Source organism: Pseudomonas sp. 24 E 13 (assembly GCF_900004715.1).
In the GTDB taxonomy this organism is placed as follows: domain Bacteria; phylum Pseudomonadota; class Gammaproteobacteria; order Pseudomonadales; family Pseudomonadaceae; genus Aquipseudomonas; species Aquipseudomonas orientalis_A.
In genome coordinates this window covers 47,920-67,031 of sequence record NZ_CVTO01000160.1, presented here as the reverse complement: position 1 = coordinate 67,031, position 19,112 = coordinate 47,920, and the positions used below count along the sequence as shown (strand labels likewise).

The following is a 19,112-nucleotide window of genomic DNA, read 5'->3' as shown; positions in this document are numbered from 1 at the left end:
TGGCCGGTTGATCTTCCACCTGGCGTACACGTTGTTCCAGCACGGCCAAGGCCTTTTGCTGCACGTCGTAGCGTTGCTTGAGTTCCAGGAGTTCCCGCTTGAGGGTTTCGATATCGGCATCCGGCGCGGCATACAGCACGGATGCGGGCAAGAGCGTACTTAAACAGATCACCGCGCGGAGCGATAACGATCGATGCATGAAAGAAGCCGTCCTTTTCCAATGCGTAAGTGTCGAGGGTCAGCGTAGTTCAATAACCGAGCGTGCGTAGGCCTTTTAGCTGGTCCAGATTGCAGTTCAATGCGCCGTTGTTCAAACCGTTATTGTTCATTACCACGTTGAGTTGGGTCATGTTGTTGACGAAGTTGCTATTGCCGGTCAAAACCGTGCCTTGCAGCACATTCCCGCCGCCGATCTGCTGCAGGCTGTTGCCCTGGTTGTGGTTGGCCTGGATCGCCATTTGCAGGCCGCCATTGTTGGCCGACACGCTGACTTGACCGGCCTTGCTGTCGCCGGTGACGGTGCCACCGGCCACGAGTACCTGACCGGACTGCACGGCGTTGGCAGGGGCAAAGCCGTCCTGAGTGACGTTGATGCCGACATGGTTGTTGGCGGTGTTGCCATCACCGGCGGCGCGCACGCTTTGGGTCACGCCCTGGCCGCTGGTCAGGCCGGCTCCGCCGATCACGTTACCGCCGCCGGCAGTGGGCGTTCCGGAACCCGCCGCACCCGTGGTTTGCACGTAGAACTGTGGGGTGATGGTGGTCTTGTCCAACTGCATGCTGGCCTTGCCGGTAATGCTGTCGCCGACCGCATTGGTCCAGGTGCTGCTCATGACAATGCCGAAGCTGATGATTCGCCCCGGCATCACATAGCGGCCACGCAGCTCGGCCATTTCCGCGTCCTTAAGTTCGATCGGTTTGAAGCCCGATGAAGCATAAGCGGGCATCGAGGCTGCCAGACACAAAACCGTCAGCCAACGGGAAGTGTTCATCTTTTGCTCCTGGAGCGTCCTGCCCCTTATTGCGCTTCTAGAAGAAGTCGCTCTGGATAAAACCGAAATCCATCAGTTCGGCGTCGCCTACGGGCCGGAACTCGTTCAGCTGGTTCTTGGCGGTCAGGGGGGCAGGCGGGTCGAGCAGGATGTTGGCCTTGTCGTAGCCTTCACCCAATACGGCGAACACGATGCCATTCCAGCCCTTGACGAAGTCATCCCGCGAATAGCGCTTGTGCCCCAGCACCGGGTCGCCGACATACACCCAGTCCTTGTCGGCCCGTTGCATCACCACGAAGTGCTTGTAGCCACGGATTTCCAGCAACACCACCACCGGGATTTTCACGGTGACCAGGGTGTCCGGGGCGATCTTGTAGCCCCGGGCGCGCATGCCGATGCTTTCGAGGTAGCGCTTCATGTCCAGCATGGAAAAACCCTGGGTACGCACCAGGTCCTGGTCGGCATTGACCAGCATGCCCTTGATGAGGTGGTCTTCGTCGACGTCCAGCCAATAGGCCTGGCGCAGGATGGTAGCGAGTGCCGCAGCACCACAGCTGAAATCGGTTTTCTGTTCCACCAGGTTGGCGAACCGGCGTTCACGGATGCTCTCGACCTTCTTGAAAATCACCGCACCGCCGGGCATGGCGGAGATCGCCATGGTGCCTGCCCAAGTGGGGCCGGTGAGCAACATCAGGAGGGTGAGGGTCGCGAAGCGCATGATCGACTGACCTGCTGGACACTGGAATAAGAAAGGGCCTTGTTGCCAAGGCCCCGTTGGATCAGAAACGCACGCCGCTGGAGCAGACGCTGCAACCTTGACCGATCGACAGGCTGTTGCTGCCCTGGTTGCCCGCGCCCGATTGCAGGTTTACACCCACGTTGCCGGAGTTGCGGTTAACCGAGTTGTCGAGGCTGGAGTTGTTGGACACGTATTGAGGCTTGCCGTAGCCGTAGCTGCTGACGGCGGTATTGAGGTAGCTGTTGTTGAGCGAGTTCTGCTCGGTGTTGGAGGCGGCGGCGATGTTCTTGCCGTCAGCGGTGGTGATTGCCAGGTTGTTTTTACCTTCGTTGCCTTGACCGGCCTGGCCGTTGTAACCCACGTTGCCGGAGTTGCCGTTGACGGAGCCGTCCAGGGACGCGTTGTTTTGCGTGCCTTTGTTGACGAAGTTGTTATTGGTGCTGGCTTGATCCACATCGATCACGGCGAACACGGTGGCAAAGTCGCCTTTGGCACTGGAGATGGCACCGGCGTTATCCGCCTGGTTGCCGGAGCCCGACTGTACGTTGACGCCCACGTTACCGCTGTTGCCGGTCACCGAGTTGTCGGCCGAGGCGTTGTTTTCGGTGTTGCTGTCCTCGAATTTGTTGCCCTGGCTTTTTTGCACATCGGTGACCACGGAGGCGACGGTGCCAGTAGGTTGAGGGGCTGGGTGCCAGCCACCACCCGCTTGAGCAGCGGCAGCCATGAGCGCGGCGAGAGCGAAAACCAGTGGTTTGAGCGCCATTTGAGGTTTCATGGTGTTTCTCCTTGCTTCTAATTAGTTGGGTTAAGTGTTGGTACGGTCTAACTAAGGTCTATCAAGCGCTTACTTGATAGTGATGCCCAGGGTGTTAGCCACTCGGTTCCCCACCCCGGCACTCTGGTTCACCTGAATCACTCCTCGGCTGCCTGTGAAGGCCTGGTCGCTGGTGACGACCTGGCGGCTGCCAGTGGTGGAGGTGGACCCTGAGTCGCTTGCCAGCGTCGTCGTGTTCTGTTGCAACAGGACGCTGTCATCGATGCTTTGCGGGCCAGGGTTCAGGCTGATCCGCACCGCATTGATCGATTGGTTATTGGCTCCGGCCGACTGATTGATGCCCAGTACGCCGTTGCCGTTGGTAAAGGAGGTGCCCAGGATCGCCGCCTTGGCGTTCAGGGACGGGTCGACGTTGCCGTCGAGCTTCTGGATATTGGCGGTGGTGGCCTGGCCACCGAGGACAATCGCGCGGCTGTTGGACATTTGCTGTTGATTGCCGGCGGCCTGGTTGATCGACAAGACACCCTCGTACTGTTTGCCGCTGCCATTGATCACGGCGGTGTTGTCAGCCAGGGCCGTTGCGCTGCCCAGCAGGGCGACTATCAACAGGAAGTGCCTCATCACTTGCCCCCCATCATGCTGCCGAGATTGTTCAAGGGGGCCATGCCGCGCTGGATCGAATCGCTGATCTGCCCACCCATTGCGTTGCCGGCGCCGGCGCCATGGCCGGCGGCAGCGCCGCTGCCCAGGGTCGACATGCCGGTGTGCGTGGCGCCCAGGCCGGACAGATTGCCGTTGGGCTGCACCGAGCGCGCAAGGCTCGAGCCGCTGCTGATGCCGCCGATGTCACGGTCGCTGAGTTCGCCGGACATGGCACTGATCACTTCTTTGCTGGGGTTGGCGTTGGCCGTGTTGGGGTAGGGGTCCGGGAGCGAGGTGCGCCCGTACATATGCCCTTGTACGGCGCGCCCCGTCACGATCACGCCGTCACCCGCCTGGCTCGGCAGGCTGGCGCCGGCACTGAGCACGCAACTGATCAGCAGTGCGTTTATCGAGGCATGAGTGAATGTGTTCACGGTGGCAATCCTTATTATTCACGCTGACCCTAAACAGCGTTGTAGGGGACAGAGCAGAAGGCGTGCCGGTTTTTATTTTTACTTTGGATTCAGCAGGTTATGGTTTTCACCGACGGTTTCGTCGGTTGTGCTGTTTCAACCCTGAAACAGTCCTCGCCCGGCGTCGTAGGCCCGGTCGCTCGTGCCAGCTGTATCAGTGATGAAACAGTGTCCATGACAAAACGATGAATCCGTCCCCGCCGGGCGATTCAAGACAGTTGGGTGTTTCAAAAATGGACAGGTCACGCGGCAGGCGCAGGCTCAGCCTTTGGGGGTTTTACGCGGAATGGAGTTGAGTACCGGGTTGCCGTCCTGATTCTGGGTCAGGTAGACCGGTAATACCTTGGGCAGGGAGGGGATGAGGTTATTGACTTCACTGAGGTTATAAATACCGCCAATGCGAATGCTCCCGGTGCCTGCGTCCGCCAGCATTACGGGTTTGTCCAGGTAGCGGTTGATCAGCGGCAGCGCATCGGCCAGGGCCAGGTTGTCGAGCACCAGTTTGCCCGTGCGCCATGCCAGGGCCGTGTCGTCAGGTTTGATCGCCGCCACGCGCGGGGTGGCGTCGCCCCGTTGGTAACTGGCCTGCATCCCCGGGGTCAGCGGCACGCTGCCATGCACCGAGTCGCTGGCGATCTGCACCGAGCCTTCAAGCAACATCACCCGCACCTGGTCGGCATACGTCCAGACATTGAACTGGGTGCCCGTCACGCGCACCTGCCCCTCGCCAGCCTGCACGACAAAGGGGTGATTGCTGTCATGGGCGACCTTGAAAAACGCCTCGCCCTTTTTCAAGCTGGCCTGACGCCGGTCCTTGTAATCGCTATAGACCAGTTCGGTGCCCAGGTTCAATTCCACCTGGCTGCCATCAGCAAGGGTGATCTTGCGCAAGCCATTGGTTGCTTCGTAGTGTTTATAGGCGCTGGGCAGCCAGCCGGCTTCCCAGCCGGTCAAGGCGGCCAGTGGCAAGGCACCCAGGCACAGGGCGGCGGCGACCGCGTAGGTGCGCCAGCGCTTGCGCGGTTTGAACGGCAACACCACCGGCGCCGGTGTGTTGCGCGGCAGATGATCGGCCACGTCCCAGACTTCCAGCATCGCCGCGTATTCGAACGCATGCAGCGGGTGAGCGTCGTGCCATTGTTCAAACGCCTGGCGCTCAGCGGCCGAGCAATCCTCGGCATGCAGGCGCATGCACCAATGCGCGGCGGCGTCGGTAATGGCGTCGTACTCGGCTTCTGAAAGGGACTGTTCGCTCATTGACTCATCCTGATTTCCCGCATTCTAACTCTCTGAAGCACACGGCGAGAACAGCAGCATGGCGATTGCACATCAATTGGAACTTATTCTTGTTTGAGCGCGCCTAAAAATTCAGGAATTAACCTGTCGTCAACCATGGAGTACTAAACATGTTGAAGAAAACCTTAGCTGCCCTGTGTGCCACCACCGCTTTGCTGAGTGCCGGCGCTGCCCTGGCCGACAAGCCGGGAGCGGGCTGGATCACCATTGAAAAAGCCATTGAGGTGGCCAAGACCAAGGCTGGGTATACCGAAGTTTATGCCGCCGAAGCCGACGATAACGGCTATTGGGAAGTCAAGGGCCGCAAATCCGACGGCACCGTCTACGAGGCTCGCATCGACGGCATGTCGGGCAATGTCCTGCGAGATCAGAAGGACTGATCCGCCCTCTGGGGGCCTGTTCAGGCCCCCACATCCAGCATGCGCCCCAGATGCGTAATCAGGTATGTGACCGAATCGGCGTTGGTGAGAATGACGTCGATGCGTTTGTCGATATTGCTCATGAACACCTGACGTGCCTCATTCAGGGTCTTTGCGCCAGTAATCCCCAGGACTTTGCGCTTGAGGTAGTGGGTGGTGGTGAAAACGCCGTAATCTTCCCAGGTATTGGAGATGTCATCCCATGTCTTGAACAGCATTCGGGCCGGCGTCAGCGTGGACAGTGCGGTCGTTTGCAAGTCATCCTGGCGGGTTTTCACTGCCTGAGCGCCAGGCTTTGCGGTATCGATCAGGTCGCGGAACGGTTCCATGCTCCGCAGGTAGGCAATGTCTTCGGTCTTGAACCGTAAATGCGTCAGTTCATGAATCAGCGTAGAAGCCCTGGCGTGAGCGAATATATCGAAGGGGGCATTCAGGATGTTGGCGTATTCAGCCAGATTCGGATCGAAGAAACGTTCGAACAAAAACACTTTGCGTTCACTGTCATCGATGAGCACCATCGCGTAATCATTCGTGGGGTCCATCAGGCTTTCGCCGCTGACCAGGCGCATTGAGTCAGGGCCGATCAAGGTCGGGTCACTCAATTCATCGAGTATTCCGTCGATGAGGGTCTCGATTTTCCTTACCTGGTCCGGTGCCAGGTTGATGGTGCCGAACAGGTCGCATAAAAACAGACCCACTCGGCTATCAGGGGTGATCAGCTGTGCAAAATGGCGGATGTTGCGCTTGCAGTTGACGGCATAGTAAGTCGCCACGTTCAACGCTTCGTCGATGGCCTGGGCTTTCCAACTGGAGACAGCGGCAATCGCCCTTATGCCTCGCGCTTCAATATTGATCTCGCGCCGCTGCGCCCGTTGCGTTTTCTGACGCGTCCAGGCCTGGCCGAAGCGGGGTTTGTGCAAACTCAGGTCCAACACCCACTGGCCATTTGAATTGCGACCCACGTAGGGGCCCTGCTGATCGTTATTGCCGAGGCGCCAGTGCTCCTTGGTTTTCGTCACCGCATACACTTTGCCTGCCAGCGGTACATACGTCCTGGCGCTCGCCGGGTCCTCGTAAACATGGGTGGAGGTAGTCAGCTCCAGGTTCTCCAGGGCGACGTCATGATCCTCGAAGCGCTGCAGCCGTGTGCGCGAAATGGCAGTGACGTCCCGCAGGCCCGGGGCAGTGGCCGTGGGGAGGTTGCTCTGGGGCAGGTCGACGACGTCAGCGTTATCGGGCGGCGCGGTTTCGCTGCCGTCGAGCTCGCTGTACAGCGCGGCCATTTGCACCACGGCCAGGATGAAGTCCTTCATCGCGGCGCGCCACTGGTGCACTTGCAGCGCCTCCATTGAGCGCTTGACCAGCGTGTAGCTGCGCCACACCACCAGCGGATAGGCGAGTTTGCCCGCCATGAAGTGCACCGCCATGGCAATGCCCTTGCCGAACAGGTCGACCGCTTTATCCCATAGCGTCTGGGCGCCTTCCTTGAATTGGCAGGCGAACATGTTCAGCAGGATCAGCGTGTTCTCACTGAACAGATACTGCAGCAGATTGCCGGTTATGGCAGACGAGGCAAGGCGAATATCCGAGGGGCGATGCCGGTTGTTCAGCAGCAAGTCGCGGTAAACGGCCTGGTGCGGATCTTCCAGGTGCAGGATGACCCAGTCCTGCAGTGCTCCAGGTCGTTCCAACTCATCGAGCAGCGCTTGTTCATTGTCGTAGTGCTTGAGCACATGGTTTTCACTGTAGGGCGCGTACAACACCACGGCGCCGGCCTCTTTATCCGGCGCGCTGATCAGGTACATGCCCAGTACCTTGGCGGCCGTGGCACCTGCAGTCGCCACCAGTTCCACGGGCCGAAACAGCACCGACGCGCCCTCCAGCGCCGCACGCGCCAGGGCGTCAGGCATATCGAACGCCTGCTGCACCCAGCCCAGGGCCTGGGTCGACAGGCGTTCCTGCAGATGGTGCTCGTGGGCGTATTGCAGCACCTGCCAGGGCAATTGCCGGCAGAACCGCCGCCGACGTTGGCGCGCAGCCTCTGTGCGGGTGTCCAGCGCGGTTTGCAACAGCTGCTGGTAGACCGATTTCACGTCCAACTGGCGCACCATCTGGATCACTGCCTTGGCATCCAGGGTGTCGGGCAGCGGTGTGGCGGTGCGCGAACGCGGCACAATGGCCTGCTTGTTCAGGTCCGGCCAGTGGCGCAAGGCGAAGTCGGTCAAGCTGCAGGTATGGATATCCAGGGCCTGGTGCACGGGAATCAGCACGTCGTCGGGGCTGATGGTGTGCTCGGGAAAGCGTGCCTTCAGGAGCTTTTCCAGGGCGGAAAAAGTGTGCTCGCGAAGGGTCGGGAGGCCATGGAGGTAGTCCTCCTCTTGCGGGGCGCTGTTGCGGTACTGCTCAAGCAGTTCGGCATGGTAAATCTGCTCTTGGGCAGGCGCCATTGCCAGCCACACCGGCAGCAGTTGCTGGGTGATCATTGCGTCGGCCAGCGCCCTGGCCCGTGCCAGGTTGGTAGGCGCGGGGATTTGCAGGAGCGCATCCAGGCGGTCCTGTACGGCGCGCGCCGGCAAGTCCATGGCCAGTAGATGATCGACTGCGTCGATGACTTGCTCGTCGTAGCTCTTCAGGCGATTGTCCAGCAGGTTATCGTCAATGCGTTGCAGCGCCGCCAGGCGATACACCTGATGGGGCACGCGCTGGGACAAGCGCAGATTCTCCAGCAGCGTCAGCCGTTTGACCGGATGCGCCAGGCGCTGGGCAATGGAGTCGCGCAGGGCCGAGACCGATGAAAACACTTCATGGCCACGCCGTGGCGTCCATAGGAGCGCCTGGCCCGAACGCGCCGGGTCAAGGCCGCCGCGCTCGGTCAGTACAAACAGATTGGCCAGCGGCAGCAGCGCGTCGGACGTGCCCTGGTGCAACGCCAGCGCATAGGCATCCGGCAGAAACCCGTTGACCCCATGCCGGGTCAGGCGCACCAGGCTGTCGCTGCGCAGTACCGTATCGAGAATGGCATGGCTTTGGCCCGTCAGGGTTTTACCCAGCAACCGCAGTTCAGCCTCGCTGCGCAAGCCCAGCAGCATCGAATGCGCGTGCTTGTCGCGGTTGTTGTCCAGGAACAGGCGCGGCAGGTCACGCAGCTCATGGCCGGCAAAAACCTTCAACACCCGTTCGATCGTGTCGTTGAAGGTTTTGAGGGTGAGGTTATTGAGCTTCAGCGCAACCCCCTGGTTGCGCCTTTCGTAGAAGCCCGTCCTGGACGACACGGGAAGCGGCTTGCTCGCCTGGCCCAGGCGCTCGATGAAGTGTTCAACCATGTTCAGGGACGACAGGGGCAGGCGCTCTTCGCGCTGCTGGGCACTGGAGGCGTAGGTATTGATAAAGACGTCATCGGCCTTGAGGTCCAGTTGGCGCGTCTGCAGTTCCGTGTTCAGGGCCAGGGTGACCATGCCGCGCAATGTCGGGTGGTTCAGGCGTTCGCTGTTCAGGCCTTCCTCGGCAGCTCGCAGGCGCTGCTGGTGCAGCTTGGCGCGCTCGGCCTGCACGGTGGACGGACGGCCATTGCCGCTGCTGACGGGATGTATCGTCCAGCGCCCATGGGTGTCCAGGTCGGCCAGGCGGCTGTCGAGCATGGTGCGGATGTCCAGGGCGTAATCGAGCAAGGCATCCAGGTCCACCTGGCCGGCGCTGCTGCGATACAGGCCCAGGGCATGGTTCATATTACTGGTCTGCTTGGCGACGATGTCTTCGAGCATGTCGCTGAACACATGCCCGGAGACGGGACGTGCGGCAACGTTGATCGAGTCCAGGCCGATAAAGGTGTTGCGCTCGTCCAGGGACAGGAAATTGAGCAGTTCGTCTTCGTGTCCGGCCGCCGTGAGCATCGTCAGCAGTGCGTCTTTAAGGTCATCCAGGTCCTGGAGCACCTGCACACCACGGGACTGGGTGTAGAGGTAGGCGTGGCTTTGATGCAGCATCAGGGTGCTGGCCAGTTCCACGTAGTGCTGGTAGGGCGCATGGATACGCACTTTCTCCACGCTCAAGTCGGCGGCGTAGGCGCTGCGAGCGCCCTGGTCGCTGAGGAACAGGGCCTGGAGCACGTGGCTTTCGTCGGCACTGAGGATGCCGGCTTGGCGCTTGAGCAGCACGTCGAGGCGGAACTTGTCCGCCATTACCTGCGCGAACAGATCAAGGCGTGAGGTGCCGCTGTCGATGTCTTCGTTCCAGTAGGTCTGCAGCAGGCTCTCGAGCAGTTTGGACAGCGTGCCGGAGGTCTGCTCGATGAGCGTTTCCCAATGCTTGTGGTCTTGCTCCAGCCGGGTCGGGGTGAAGTCGGCAGTGACATGTTTGGGGTTGATGAATTCGCGGGTTTGCCCCGCAGGCCAGGCATGTTTTACATAAAACTGCAGGAACGCTTCACGCAGCGTCAGGGAGTCAATCCAGCGGCGGTCGGTGTCCGTCGGGCTATGGATAAAGCTGTTTACCCGCGTTTCGCGTTGATCCAGGCCGGGGAAATCAGCGTGCGCCATGATCCCGAGCAGTGTGTCGAGCATGTCCGAGAGGGTCGGGGTTTTCTGCAAGTGCTCAAGCATCGCTTGCACGTTTGCCCGTTGGCAGGCCTGCAGGGCTTGCTCCTGGTCGTCCATGACCGCTCCCGGCACCGGCGAGGTGGTGAGTGTAAAGACGCTGTCTGCCGACAGGCTGTTGCGCTGCGCGATCGACAGGAAGCTGAGCAACGCCACGCGCTGCAGCGAATCGGCAAGCGCCTGGCTGAGCTCTGTGAGCAGCGCGGCGTGGCTGTCAAACACCTGGATACCGCCGTAGGGCGTGTACAGCAGGGCCTTGGCCCCGTCCGGGCTCGGGCTCATCGCAAACGCGCCGGCGAGCACGATCGCCGCGTCGCCCACCCGGTTGATCAACAGCTTTTCGACGCGCATGGGGTGGCGTTGCAGGCGCGTATCCTGGCGGCTGGCGTCACTGGCGTAATACATGCCGTGCAGCCATTCCAGGTCCTTGACGGTGAGCCCCAGGGCGCGTTCGCGTTCGCTCAGGGTCGAGCGATTGACGGGCAGCAGGAATTCGTCAAAAAAATACGGCGGGGTGACGCGGGTCATGCCTGTCTCCAGCGTGAATAGGGTCACACAGGGTAGGCGGGCAGCCGTGGCGGGCGGGGGGTAACTATTGAGTCAAGCCTGAGTCTCGCCGTCAGTTGACAGCAAGCGTCGTGGGTGGTGTTTAATCGACGGTCTGGATGTCCATTCGTTGCCCCTTCCAATCATAAAAACGGAGCTTCAAATGCCTGCGCAGTCTGCGACCGTTGTCACAGCCTTTATCAGCTTCACTGAATTGGTGGGATTGCTCCAGCGCATCTTCGTCAGGCACGGCACCTCGCCGGAAGTGGCGGCGATCCTTGCACACAACTGCGCCAGCGCCGAACGTGATGGCGCCCACAGCCACGGTATCTTTCGCATCCCGGGGTACCTGTCGACCCTGGCCAGCGGCTGGGTCAACGGCGCTGCCGTGCCCACGGTCAGCGATGTGGCGTCAGGCTTCGTACGGGTCGATGCCGACAATGGGTTTGCCCAGCCGGCCCTGGCGGCCGCGCGTGCGCTGCTGGTGAGCAAGGCCCGCAGCGCCGGCATTGCGTTGCTGGCGATCCATAATTCCCATCACTTTGCCGCGTTATGGCCGGATGTCGAACCGTTCGCCGAAGAAGGGCTGGTGGCGCTCAGCATGGTCAACAGCATGACGTGCGTGGTACCCCACGGGGCCGACCGGCCGCTCTTCGGCACCAACCCCATCGCGTTCGCGGCGCCCCAGGCAGGCGGCGCGCCGATTGTGTTCGACCTGGCCACCAGTGCCATCGCCCACGGTGATGTGCAAATTGCCGCGCGCAACGGTGAACGTCTGCCGCCGGGCATGGGCGTGGACAGCCTGGGCCAGCCGACCCAGGACCCGAAAGCGATTCTCGAGGGCGGCGCGCTGTTGCCATTTGGCGGGCACAAGGGTTCGGCGTTGTCGATGATGGTCGAGTTGCTGGCGGCAGCGCTGACAGGCGGCCATTTTTCTTTTGAATTCAACTGGGCCGACCATCCGGGCGCGCGTACGCCCTGGACCGGACAGTTACTGATCGTGATCGATCCGAGCAAGACCGCCGGGCAAAGCTTTGCCGAGCGCAGCCATGAACTGGTGCGGCAGATGCATGCGGTGGGGTTGCGGCGGTTACCGGGGGATCGGCGCCATCGCGCACGGGCAAAATCGCTGGAAACAGGTATAGCACTGCCAGTGCAGGAGCTGAACCAGCTTCAGGAATGGGCGGGGGATTGAACACGGGGGCGAGGGTGCCGGCAGATATATAGGATTCAGCGAACAATGAAACTCAATGTGGGAGGGGGCAAGCCCCCTCCCACATTTATACCGCGTTCCAGCTTTGAATCAGCGCAACCCGTACCGGTCAGTTACGGCGACCGAGCAGCAGGCCAACCACCAGGCCAAAGCCTGCGGAAATGGCCACGGTCTGCCATGGGTGGCCACCGATGTAAGTCTCTGTGGCATCCACGACCGGCTTGCTGCGCTCACGCACATTGGACACGGAGTCCAGGGCTTGCTTGAGTTTGATGGCAACCTGCTCACGCAGGGTTTCACCTTCCTCACCCACCAGGGACGCGCTGCTTTTGAGCAGTTTGTCGGATTCTTCGATCAGCGCAGTCAGTTCGCTGAAGGCTTGGTCCTTGATTTGATCTTCGACGGATTGGGCGGCGGTTTTGCGGGCCATGTGTGACTCCTTGCAAGTGAATGTGACAGTGAACAATGGAGTATCGGGCGCCGGCAAAAGTTGCAGTTATTTTGCCGGCCGCCCATTTGCGGCAAAATCCAAATCGGGTCCTTTGGACCTTCAGTGTAAGATGTTCCCTATTTGTGCAGCAGGTAATTCAACATGAGCTTCAATCTCGCCAACAAGACCCTCGCCGAACGCGCCGAGCTGGAAGATGAAAAGTCCCGTCTCTACGACCTGTGGCAAACCAACCTGGGCAAGGCCAAGGGCGAAGCCGCGCGGTTGTTCGGTGAGCGCGCCAAGCGCAAGGGCAAATGGGCCGAATGGGTGCGTGCCGAACTTGACGGCATGTCGCCGCCGGAGTTTTCCAACATGGTGCGCAGTGAAGTCAACAAGCTGATGGCAGCGGCTAAATAAAGCTCGCCTCGATCGCCTCACGCACCTTCAACAGCATAGGGTCAAGCTGGGCCTGGGTGCGCCAGCCCAGTTCCACCGGGTAGCGCGGCAGCGCCAGCGGGCAGGGCAATACGCGCAAGCCGGTCAGGCGGGCGATGGCCTCGGCGGCATGCCCGGGGATCGTCGCCACCGCCATGCTGCCCTTGAGCAGAAACGCCAGCGCGGCAAAGTGGCTGGTGGACGCACACACCTGGCGGCGCAAGCTGTGCGCCGCCAAACCCTCATCGGTAATGCCGATAAAGCCGCCCGACGACACCAGCACATGCTCACGCGCGACGAACTCCGTCAGGTCGATCTGTTGCTGGCCGGGCGCCAGGCTGTCCGGATCCACCAGGCAGCGATAGTCACCTTCGCCGAGCACTTGCCGACTCAGGCGCCGCTCGGCAAAACCGCCGGCGGTGATGGCCAGGTCCAGGCTGCGGTCGAGCAGGGCGTCGGCGACAATCTGGCTGTGGGTCTGGCGGAAAATGACCCGCAGTTTCGGCAGGCGCTGTGCGACGCTGTCCATCAGTCGACGGCCGTAGGCAATCTCGAAGTCGTCCGACAGCCCCAGCACCACGGAGCGGCCCTGATAGGTCGGGCTCTGCGGGTTGATCATCGCCAGGCTTTGCCGGCAGCGGTCCAGTGCTTCGCTGATCACCGGTTTCAACTGATTGGCGCGTGTCGTGGGTGCCAGTCCACGTCCTGTGCGCACAAATAACTGATCGCCGTACAACTCGCGCAAACGCCGCAGGCCGGCGCTGATGGCCGACTGGGTGACCCCCAGGCGCAACGCTGCGCGGCTGGCGCTGGACTCGTCATGCAGGGCTTCAAAGGTCTTGAGCAGGTTCAAGTCGACGTCTGCGATATTTATCTGGCTCATATCATTTAGCACTGAGGTGGGCTTTATTCATGATCAAGCCTGGCCGGAGAATGGGCAACCCCCACCGACTTGGAGTGACTGTGATGCCTGTTTCTACCGTGGCTGCTTTACAAATTGGCTCGCTGCCGGGCGGCAAGGCCGAAACCCTCAAACAGATACTGAGCTATGAAGAGCAGATTCAGCGCAGCGGCGCGCAACTGGTGGTAATGCCCGAGGCCTTGCTCGGCGGCTATCCCAAGGGCGAAGGGTTTGGCACGCAACTGGGTTACCGCCTGCCCGAGGGCCGTGAAGCCTTTGCGCGGTATTTTGCCAATGCCATCGATGTGCCGGGTGTCGAGACCGAGGCGCTGGCCGGGTTATCGGCGCGCACCGGTGCCAGCCTGGTGCTCGGCGTGATCGAGCGCAGTGGCAGCACCTTGTATTGCACCGTGTTGTATTTCGAGCCGTCGGGCGGCCTGGTTGCCAAGCACCGCAAGCTGATGCCTACCGGCACCGAACGACTGATCTGGGGCAAGGGCGATGGCTCCACCTTACCGGTAGTCGACACTGCGGTAGGGCGCATTGGCGGAGCGGTGTGCTGGGAAAACATGATGCCGCTGTTGCGCACCGCGATGTACGCCAAGGGTGTACAGGTGTGGTGCGCGCCCACCGTGGATGAACGCGAGATGTGGCAGGTGAGCATGCGCCACGTGGCCCATGAAGGGCGCTGCTTTGTGGTAAGCGCCTGCCAGGTGCAGGCCTCGCCCGAGGCGTTGGGCGTGGAGGTTGCCAACTGGCCGGCGGATCGTCCGTTGATTGCCGGTGGCAGCGTGATCGTCGGGCCGATGGGCGACATCCTTGCCGGGCCGCTGGTGGGTGAAGCGGGGCTGTTGACGGCGCGGATCGATACCGATGAGTTGGTGCGGGCACGCTATGACTATGACGTGGTGGGGCACTACGCCAGGCCGGATATTTTTGAGTTGACGGTGGACGAGCGCGCCAGGCCGGGTGTGCGCTCTATCACTGACTAAACGCGGTTAAACGTGTGGGAGGGGGCTTGGCTTAATGCCAGTCAGTTAAGGCTTTTTGTAGGAGCGAGCTTGCTCGCGAAAAACTCACAGGCACCGCGTTCATTCAGGAGGCACACGTTATCGTTGACGTTTTTCGCGAGCAAGCTCGCTCCTACAGAGGGCGGCGTACGCTTGACTGACCGTAATCGGGGGCAAGCCCCCTCCCACATGTGATCTTCAGGGTTTGGGGGATTGGGATTTCAGCCACTCTTGGCGAGTGATCTCCCAGATCTCTCGTGGGAGCGTGCCGGCGACGAATTTACCCTCATCTGTCCTGACCAGGCGCATGCCCGTACGCTCGGAAATTCGCCGTGACCCCAGGTTTGGCGCCGCCTTGGGCGCGCGCAGCACGGGGCGCTCAAGTACGCTGAACCAATAGTCGGTCACGGCGGCACTGGCCTCGGACATAAACCCTTGCCCCTGCCACTGCGGGCCCAGCCAGAAGCCGCGATTGTCATCCTGCTCGTCCGTCAGATTGATGTTGCCGATCAACTGTTCAGGCGCGCTTCTAAGACAAATCGACCAGTGCCACTGCTCACCGCGAGCCATGGCGGGCAGGGCAAGTTCCTCAAGATAGCGGCGCGCGCCATCGGCCGGGTAGGGCCAGGGCACCATGGCATTGAGATAGCGCACCACTTCCCAATGGGCAAATTGTTGCTGGATCGCCTCGGCATCGTCCAGTACCAGCGGGCGCAGGATCAGGCGTTCGGTCAACAGCGTCGGTTGCATAAGGGTCACCAGGTTGCGGTGTTGGGCAAATCCAGGGTGCCGCGCTCGACAAAGCGCATGGTCCCAAACAACCCACCCGCCAGCTTGCCGCGCAGTACATACGGCAGGTTATTCAGGCTCTGGGTCTGGCTCAGGCCCAGGGTCTGGCGCAACACCGAAAACGCCGAAACACTCACTGGCACCATCAGCACCGTCTCGGAGAAACGCGGGATGCTGCCCGCCTGATCACTCACCCCGGACGCCAGCGGCCGGCCATTGACTTCCAGGTCCAGCGCCACGCCGTTGTAGTTGATCGCCGCTTCATTGGGGTTCTGCACTCGCAGCTTGACGGCGAAGCGCACTTCCAAATCCTGGCTTTGCAGCGGTTCGATGCCGACCACGTTGATGTTGACCGGATCGCGCTGGGGCAACAGCGCGCAGGCGCTCAAGGTCAGCAACAACAACGATACCACCATGAGCTTGCGCATCTGAACGTGCTCCTACTGTTTCGTAACGTCCGGGTCCTGCATGACCTTGAGGGTCGAGGACTCCGGATCGAATTCATCTTCTTCCAGCTCTATGAACGCTTCGGGCAGGAAAATGTTCAGCAGGATGGCACAGATCGCCCCCACGGTGATCGGCGACTCGAAGATGTTATGCAGCGCCTTGGGCAAGTCGCGCAGCACTTCGGGCACGGCCGCAACGCCCAGGCCCATCCCCAGGGAAATCGCCACGATCAGTACGTTGCGTCGGTGCAACCCGGCTTCGGCGAGGATCTTGATGCCGGCCACGGCCACGGTGCCGAACATGATCAGGGTCGCGCCGCCCAGCACCGGTTTGGGCATCAGTTGCAGCACCGCGCCGATCATCGGGAACAGCCCCAGCAGCACCAGCAGGCCGGCGATGAAGTAGGCCACGTAGCGGCTGGCCACGCCGGTCAGTTGGATCACGCCGTTGTTCTGGGCGAAGGTCACCATCGGCAGGCTATTGAAGGTGGCCGCCATCGCCGAGTTGAGGCCGTCGGCGAGCAGGCCGGACTTGATGCGCTTGATATACCGCGGGCCTTTGACCGGCTGCTGGGAAATCATCGAGTTGGCGGTCAGGTCACCGGCGGCTTCCAGGGGCGAAATCAGGAAGATCACCGCCACCGGGATGAACGCCACCCAGTCGAACGAGAAGCCGTACTTGAACGGCACCGGCACGCTGATCAAAGGCACCTGGGGCAGGGCGGCCATGTCGACGCGGCCCAGCCACCAGGCCACGACAAAACCCAGGGTCAGGCCGATCACGATCGAGCCCAGGCGCAGGAACGGGTTGTCGAAGCGGTTGAGCACCACGATGGTCAGCAGCACCAGCGCCGCCAGGCCCATATTGCTCGCCGCGCCCAGGTCGCTGGCGCCGAAACCGCCGGCCATGTCGGTCACCGCGACCTTGATCAACGACAACCCCATCAAGGTGATAATGGTGCCGGTGACCACCGGGGTAATCAGCTTGCGCAACTTGCCGATGAACTGGCTGAGCACCACTTCGATAAAGGCTGCGAAAAAGCAGATGCCAAAGATCGTCGAAAGAATCTCATCGGTACCGCCGCCGCGAGCCTTGACCATGAACCCGGCGCTCAAAATCACGCTGATAAAGGAAAAGCTGGTGCCCTGCAGGCACAACAGGCCCGAGCCGATGGGGCCGAACGTGCGTGCCTGCACGAAGGTGCCGAGCCCCGAGACGAACAGCGCCATGCTCACCAGATACGGCACTTCACTTTCCAGGCCCAACACGCCACCGACGATCAGGGTCGGGGTGATGATGCCGACGAAGCTCGCCAGCACATGCTGCAGGGCGGCAAACACCGCCGCAGTGAAGTGCGGACGGTCTTCCAGGCCGTAGATCAGGTCGGATTTATAGCGCGGGCGAGGGGCTTGAGCGTCAGACAAAATGAGGGCTCGGGTCGGAAAATGGAGGCGCAGGATGCCAGAAACGGTGGATTGCCTGAAGTGTAAAAAAATATTTATGAAACCCCTGCATAAAACCCTCGGGCGTGCCGATAGTTCTTATAGGTCCACCTATCAATAACAACAACGGTGGCCAAAGTCTGGCAGCGCATTGTCGCTGACCGATCGTTTCGCGGCAGGGGTGCGCGCAAACACCCTTTCTGAGAGCAGCCCTATGTCCCTCCGTCATCTGAATATCGCCCCTCGCGCCTTTCTCGGGTTTGCCTTCATCGCCGTTCTGGTGGTCATCCTGGGGGTATTTGCAGTCGACCGCATGACCCTGATGCGCCAGGCTTCGTTGGACATGAGCACCAATCAGTTGCCCAGCGTGACGTACCTGGGGCAAATGACGGAAAACGTGTTGCGCATGCGCATCCTGTCCTTTCGCGTGCTGGTCAACCGTGAGCCGGTCGCCCTGCAGGAAGCCGAAACCCGCATCGGCGTGCTGGTCGACAAGGTCAAGGCGGCGCAGACCCATTACGCCTCGCTGCCGGCAGGTGCCGAGGAGACGGTGTTGTACAAGGCATTTGCGACCACCCTGGACAACTATTTCAAGGCGCAAGCCGACATGATTGCCTTGTCCAAACAAGACAAGGTCGATGAAATGCGCGCGCTGATCAACAGCCGTATCAAAGACGGCACCGACCAGATGGGCGAGCAGTTGAACAAACTGATCGCGCTCAACGCCGCCGGTGCCAAGGCCGCCGATACCCAGGCAGAACACAGCTACGAAGTGGCCATTACCGGCGTCATCCTGGTGTCGGTGGCCGCTGCGTTGCTCACGGTGTTGCTGGCCTGGCTGCTGACCCGCAGCATCGTCGCGCCGTTGCGCAAGGCCGTGCAAGCGGCTGAAAGTATCGCCGGCGGCAACCTGACGACGGCTATCGAAGACGATGGCAAGGACGAACCGGCGCGGCTGATCAGTGCCTTGTCGACCATGCAGGCCAACCTGCGCCAGACCATCCAGCACATTGCAGGCTCGGCCACGCAGTTGGCGTCGGCTGCCGAAGAACTGAGCGCTGTCACCGAGGAAGCCTCCAAAGGCTTGCAGCAACAGAACAATGAAATCGACCAGGCGGCCACGGCGGTCAATGAGATGACTGCGGCGGTGGAAGAGGTGGCGCGCAACGCGGTGTCCACCTCCGAAGCCTCCGGCCAATCCAACCAGGCCGCACGGGAAGGCCGCGACCGGGTCGTCGAGACGGTCGGCGCGATCCAGACCATGACCCAGGACGTGCAAAACACGGCGGCCATGATCGAAGGGCTGGCGGCGCAAGGGCGGGACATCGGCAAGGTCCTCGACGTGATCCGCGCGATTGCCGAGCAGACCAACCTGCTGGCGCTCAACGCCGCGATCGAAGCGGCACGCGCCGGTGAAGCCGGGCGTGGCTTTGCGGTGGTGGCCGACGAGGTGCGCGCACTGGCTCATCGCACGGCCCAGTCGACCCAGGAAATCGAAAAAATGGTCGCCGGCATCCAGAACGGCACCGGTGAAGCCGTGCAATCGATGCAGCAGAGCAACCAGCGCACCCAAAGTACCCTGGAAATGGCCCGTGCCGCCGGTGTTGCACTGGAGCAGATCACCCAGTCGATCAGCCTGATCAACGAACGCAACCTGGTGATCGCCAGCGCGTCCGAAGAGCAGGCCCAGGTGTCGCGCGAGGTGGATCGCAACCTGGTGAATATCCGCGACCTGGCGACACAATCGGCGGCGGGCGCCAATCAAACGAGTGCGGCCAGCCATGAGCTGTCACGCTTGGCGGTGGATCTGAACGCGATGGTGGCCCGGTTCGTTATCTAAAATCTGAAATACGGTTCAAATGGGGGAGGGGGCTGTCTACACAACTCAGTAGCGCCAACCGTAACCACGATGCGAAGCGAGCCGCTCTTGATCTTGATCTTAGGCGCCCCGTTAAACCACGCTGGCCG

Annotated in this window: 17 protein-coding genes and 1 pseudogene; 5 read left to right on the top strand and 13 right to left on the bottom strand. The window is 61.2% G+C overall.

The window, feature by feature from the left end; all coding sequences use genetic code 11:
* The 7 genes and pseudogenes from BFP90_RS27880 to BFP90_RS26345 all read right to left on the bottom strand — a co-directional run.
* Positions 1-199 (bottom strand): annotated as a pseudogene (locus tag BFP90_RS27880) (hypothetical protein); the annotation flags it as partial.
* Between the two features lie 49 nt (positions 200-248).
* Entirely contained in the window at positions 249-992 is a 744-nt protein-coding gene (locus BFP90_RS26370; RefSeq protein ID WP_065893141.1) for a hypothetical protein, read from the bottom strand.
* A gap of 37 nt (positions 993-1,029) precedes the next feature.
* The gene (locus tag BFP90_RS26365; protein ID WP_065893142.1) at positions 1,030-1,710 is read right to left on the bottom strand and encodes a C39 family peptidase; all 681 of its coding nucleotides are present in this window, start codon (positions 1,708-1,710) and stop codon (positions 1,030-1,032) included.
* Positions 1,711-1,771: 61 nt separating this feature from the next.
* Positions 1,772-2,509: a hypothetical protein gene (locus tag BFP90_RS26360; RefSeq protein WP_065887387.1), complete on the bottom strand. Its 738-nt coding sequence runs from the start codon at positions 2,507-2,509 to the stop codon at positions 1,772-1,774.
* A 69-nt stretch (positions 2,510-2,578) separates the two neighbouring features.
* Entirely contained in the window at positions 2,579-3,130 is a 552-nt protein-coding gene (locus BFP90_RS26355) for an adhesin (protein WP_065893143.1), read from the bottom strand.
* Positions 3,130-3,585 carry a hypothetical protein gene (locus BFP90_RS26350; protein WP_065887385.1) on the bottom strand — a complete coding sequence of 152 codons (456 nt, stop codon included), beginning with the start codon at positions 3,583-3,585 and terminating at the stop codon, positions 3,130-3,132. Before BFP90_RS26350 ends, BFP90_RS26355 begins: the two co-directional genes overlap by 1 nt.
* Positions 3,586-3,885: 300 nt before the next feature.
* Positions 3,886-4,881 (bottom strand): FecR family protein, encoded by a 996-nt coding sequence (locus BFP90_RS26345; RefSeq protein ID WP_065893145.1) that lies wholly within the window; start codon positions 4,879-4,881, stop codon positions 3,886-3,888.
* Positions 4,882-5,030: 149 nt separating this feature from the next.
* Between BFP90_RS26345 and BFP90_RS26340 the strand changes: the two genes are divergently transcribed.
* Positions 5,031-5,300 carry a PepSY domain-containing protein gene (locus tag BFP90_RS26340; protein ID WP_065887383.1) on the top strand — a complete coding sequence of 90 codons (270 nt, stop codon included), beginning with the start codon at positions 5,031-5,033 and terminating at the stop codon, positions 5,298-5,300.
* 20 nt (positions 5,301-5,320) lie between these two features.
* Here BFP90_RS26340 and BFP90_RS26335 read toward each other — a convergent pair whose 3' ends face one another.
* Positions 5,321-10,459 (bottom strand): dermonecrotic toxin domain-containing protein, encoded by a 5,139-nt coding sequence (locus tag BFP90_RS26335; protein ID WP_065898402.1) that lies wholly within the window; start codon positions 10,457-10,459, stop codon positions 5,321-5,323.
* A 181-nt stretch (positions 10,460-10,640) separates the two neighbouring features.
* On the opposite strand from BFP90_RS26335, the gene BFP90_RS26330 reads away from it, so the two are divergent.
* Positions 10,641-11,672 (top strand): Ldh family oxidoreductase, encoded by a 1,032-nt coding sequence (locus BFP90_RS26330; protein ID WP_065898400.1) that lies wholly within the window; start codon positions 10,641-10,643, stop codon positions 11,670-11,672.
* A 127-nt stretch (positions 11,673-11,799) separates the two neighbouring features.
* On the opposite strand, the gene BFP90_RS26325 is transcribed toward BFP90_RS26330, so the two are convergent.
* On the bottom strand, positions 11,800-12,120 hold the full coding sequence (locus BFP90_RS26325; RefSeq protein WP_065887380.1) for a DUF883 family protein: 321 nt from the start codon (positions 12,118-12,120) through the stop codon (positions 11,800-11,802).
* Positions 12,121-12,282: 162 nt separating this feature from the next.
* On the opposite strand from BFP90_RS26325, the gene BFP90_RS26320 reads away from it, so the two are divergent.
* Positions 12,283-12,537 (top strand): hypothetical protein, encoded by a 255-nt coding sequence (locus BFP90_RS26320; protein ID WP_003190904.1) that lies wholly within the window; start codon positions 12,283-12,285, stop codon positions 12,535-12,537.
* Here the strand turns inward: BFP90_RS26320 and BFP90_RS26315 are convergent.
* A complete protein-coding gene (locus BFP90_RS26315) occupies positions 12,530-13,429 on the bottom strand; it encodes a LysR family transcriptional regulator (protein WP_065898407.1) in 900 nt (299 codons plus the stop codon). The genes BFP90_RS26320 and BFP90_RS26315 overlap by 8 nt on opposite strands.
* Positions 13,430-13,521: 92 nt before the next feature.
* Between BFP90_RS26315 and BFP90_RS26310 the strand changes: the two genes are divergently transcribed.
* On the top strand, positions 13,522-14,448 hold the full coding sequence (locus BFP90_RS26310; RefSeq protein WP_065898398.1) for a carbon-nitrogen hydrolase family protein: 927 nt from the start codon (positions 13,522-13,524) through the stop codon (positions 14,446-14,448).
* A gap of 216 nt (positions 14,449-14,664) precedes the next feature.
* Here BFP90_RS26310 and BFP90_RS26305 read toward each other — a convergent pair whose 3' ends face one another.
* From BFP90_RS26305 to BFP90_RS26295, 3 genes are read right to left on the bottom strand one after another with little or no spacing between them, the layout of a single operon-like run.
* The gene (locus tag BFP90_RS26305; protein WP_065898397.1) at positions 14,665-15,216 is read right to left on the bottom strand and encodes a GNAT family N-acetyltransferase; all 552 of its coding nucleotides are present in this window, start codon (positions 15,214-15,216) and stop codon (positions 14,665-14,667) included.
* Positions 15,217-15,221: 5 nt separating this feature from the next.
* Positions 15,222-15,683 (bottom strand): LEA type 2 family protein, encoded by a 462-nt coding sequence (locus tag BFP90_RS26300; protein ID WP_065898395.1) that lies wholly within the window; start codon positions 15,681-15,683, stop codon positions 15,222-15,224.
* Positions 15,684-15,695: 12 nt separating this feature from the next.
* Complete coding sequence (locus tag BFP90_RS26295) at positions 15,696-17,126, bottom strand: nucleobase:cation symporter-2 family protein (protein ID WP_065898394.1); 1,431 nt, start codon at positions 17,124-17,126, stop codon at positions 15,696-15,698.
* Positions 17,127-17,358: 232 nt separating this feature from the next.
* On the opposite strand from BFP90_RS26295, the gene BFP90_RS26290 reads away from it, so the two are divergent.
* Positions 17,359-18,984 (top strand): methyl-accepting chemotaxis protein, encoded by a 1,626-nt coding sequence (locus BFP90_RS26290; protein WP_065893151.1) that lies wholly within the window; start codon positions 17,359-17,361, stop codon positions 18,982-18,984.
* Positions 18,985-19,112: the final 128 nt, after the last annotated feature.

Bases quoted from the DNA above. Each gene is read 5' to 3' on its own strand.
- BFP90_RS26370 (WP_065893141.1), bottom strand. From the start codon at position 992: ATGAACACTTCCCGTTGGCTGACGGTTTTGTGTCTGGCAGCCTCGATG.
- BFP90_RS26365 (WP_065893142.1), bottom strand. From the start codon at position 1,710: ATGCGCTTCGCGACCCTCACCCTCCTGATGTTGCTCACCGGCCCCACT.
- BFP90_RS26360 (WP_065887387.1), bottom strand. From the start codon at position 2,509: ATGAAACCTCAAATGGCGCTCAAACCACTGGTTTTCGCTCTCGCCGCG.
- BFP90_RS26355 (WP_065893143.1), bottom strand. From the start codon at position 3,130: ATGAGGCACTTCCTGTTGATAGTCGCCCTGCTGGGCAGCGCAACGGCC.
- BFP90_RS26345 (WP_065893145.1), bottom strand. From the start codon at position 4,881: ATGAGCGAACAGTCCCTTTCAGAAGCCGAGTACGACGCCATTACCGAC.
- BFP90_RS26340 (WP_065887383.1), top strand. From the start codon at position 5,031: ATGTTGAAGAAAACCTTAGCTGCCCTGTGTGCCACCACCGCTTTGCTG.
- BFP90_RS26335 (WP_065898402.1), bottom strand. From the start codon at position 10,459: ATGACCCGCGTCACCCCGCCGTATTTTTTTGACGAATTCCTGCTGCCC.
- BFP90_RS26330 (WP_065898400.1), top strand. From the start codon at position 10,641: ATGCCTGCGCAGTCTGCGACCGTTGTCACAGCCTTTATCAGCTTCACT.
- BFP90_RS26325 (WP_065887380.1), bottom strand. From the start codon at position 12,120: ATGGCCCGCAAAACCGCCGCCCAATCCGTCGAAGATCAAATCAAGGAC.
- BFP90_RS26320 (WP_003190904.1), top strand. From the start codon at position 12,283: ATGAGCTTCAATCTCGCCAACAAGACCCTCGCCGAACGCGCCGAGCTG.
- BFP90_RS26310 (WP_065898398.1), top strand. From the start codon at position 13,522: ATGCCTGTTTCTACCGTGGCTGCTTTACAAATTGGCTCGCTGCCGGGC.
- BFP90_RS26305 (WP_065898397.1), bottom strand. From the start codon at position 15,216: ATGCAACCGACGCTGTTGACCGAACGCCTGATCCTGCGCCCGCTGGTA.
- BFP90_RS26300 (WP_065898395.1), bottom strand. From the start codon at position 15,683: ATGCGCAAGCTCATGGTGGTATCGTTGTTGTTGCTGACCTTGAGCGCC.
- BFP90_RS26290 (WP_065893151.1), top strand. From the start codon at position 17,359: ATGTCCCTCCGTCATCTGAATATCGCCCCTCGCGCCTTTCTCGGGTTT.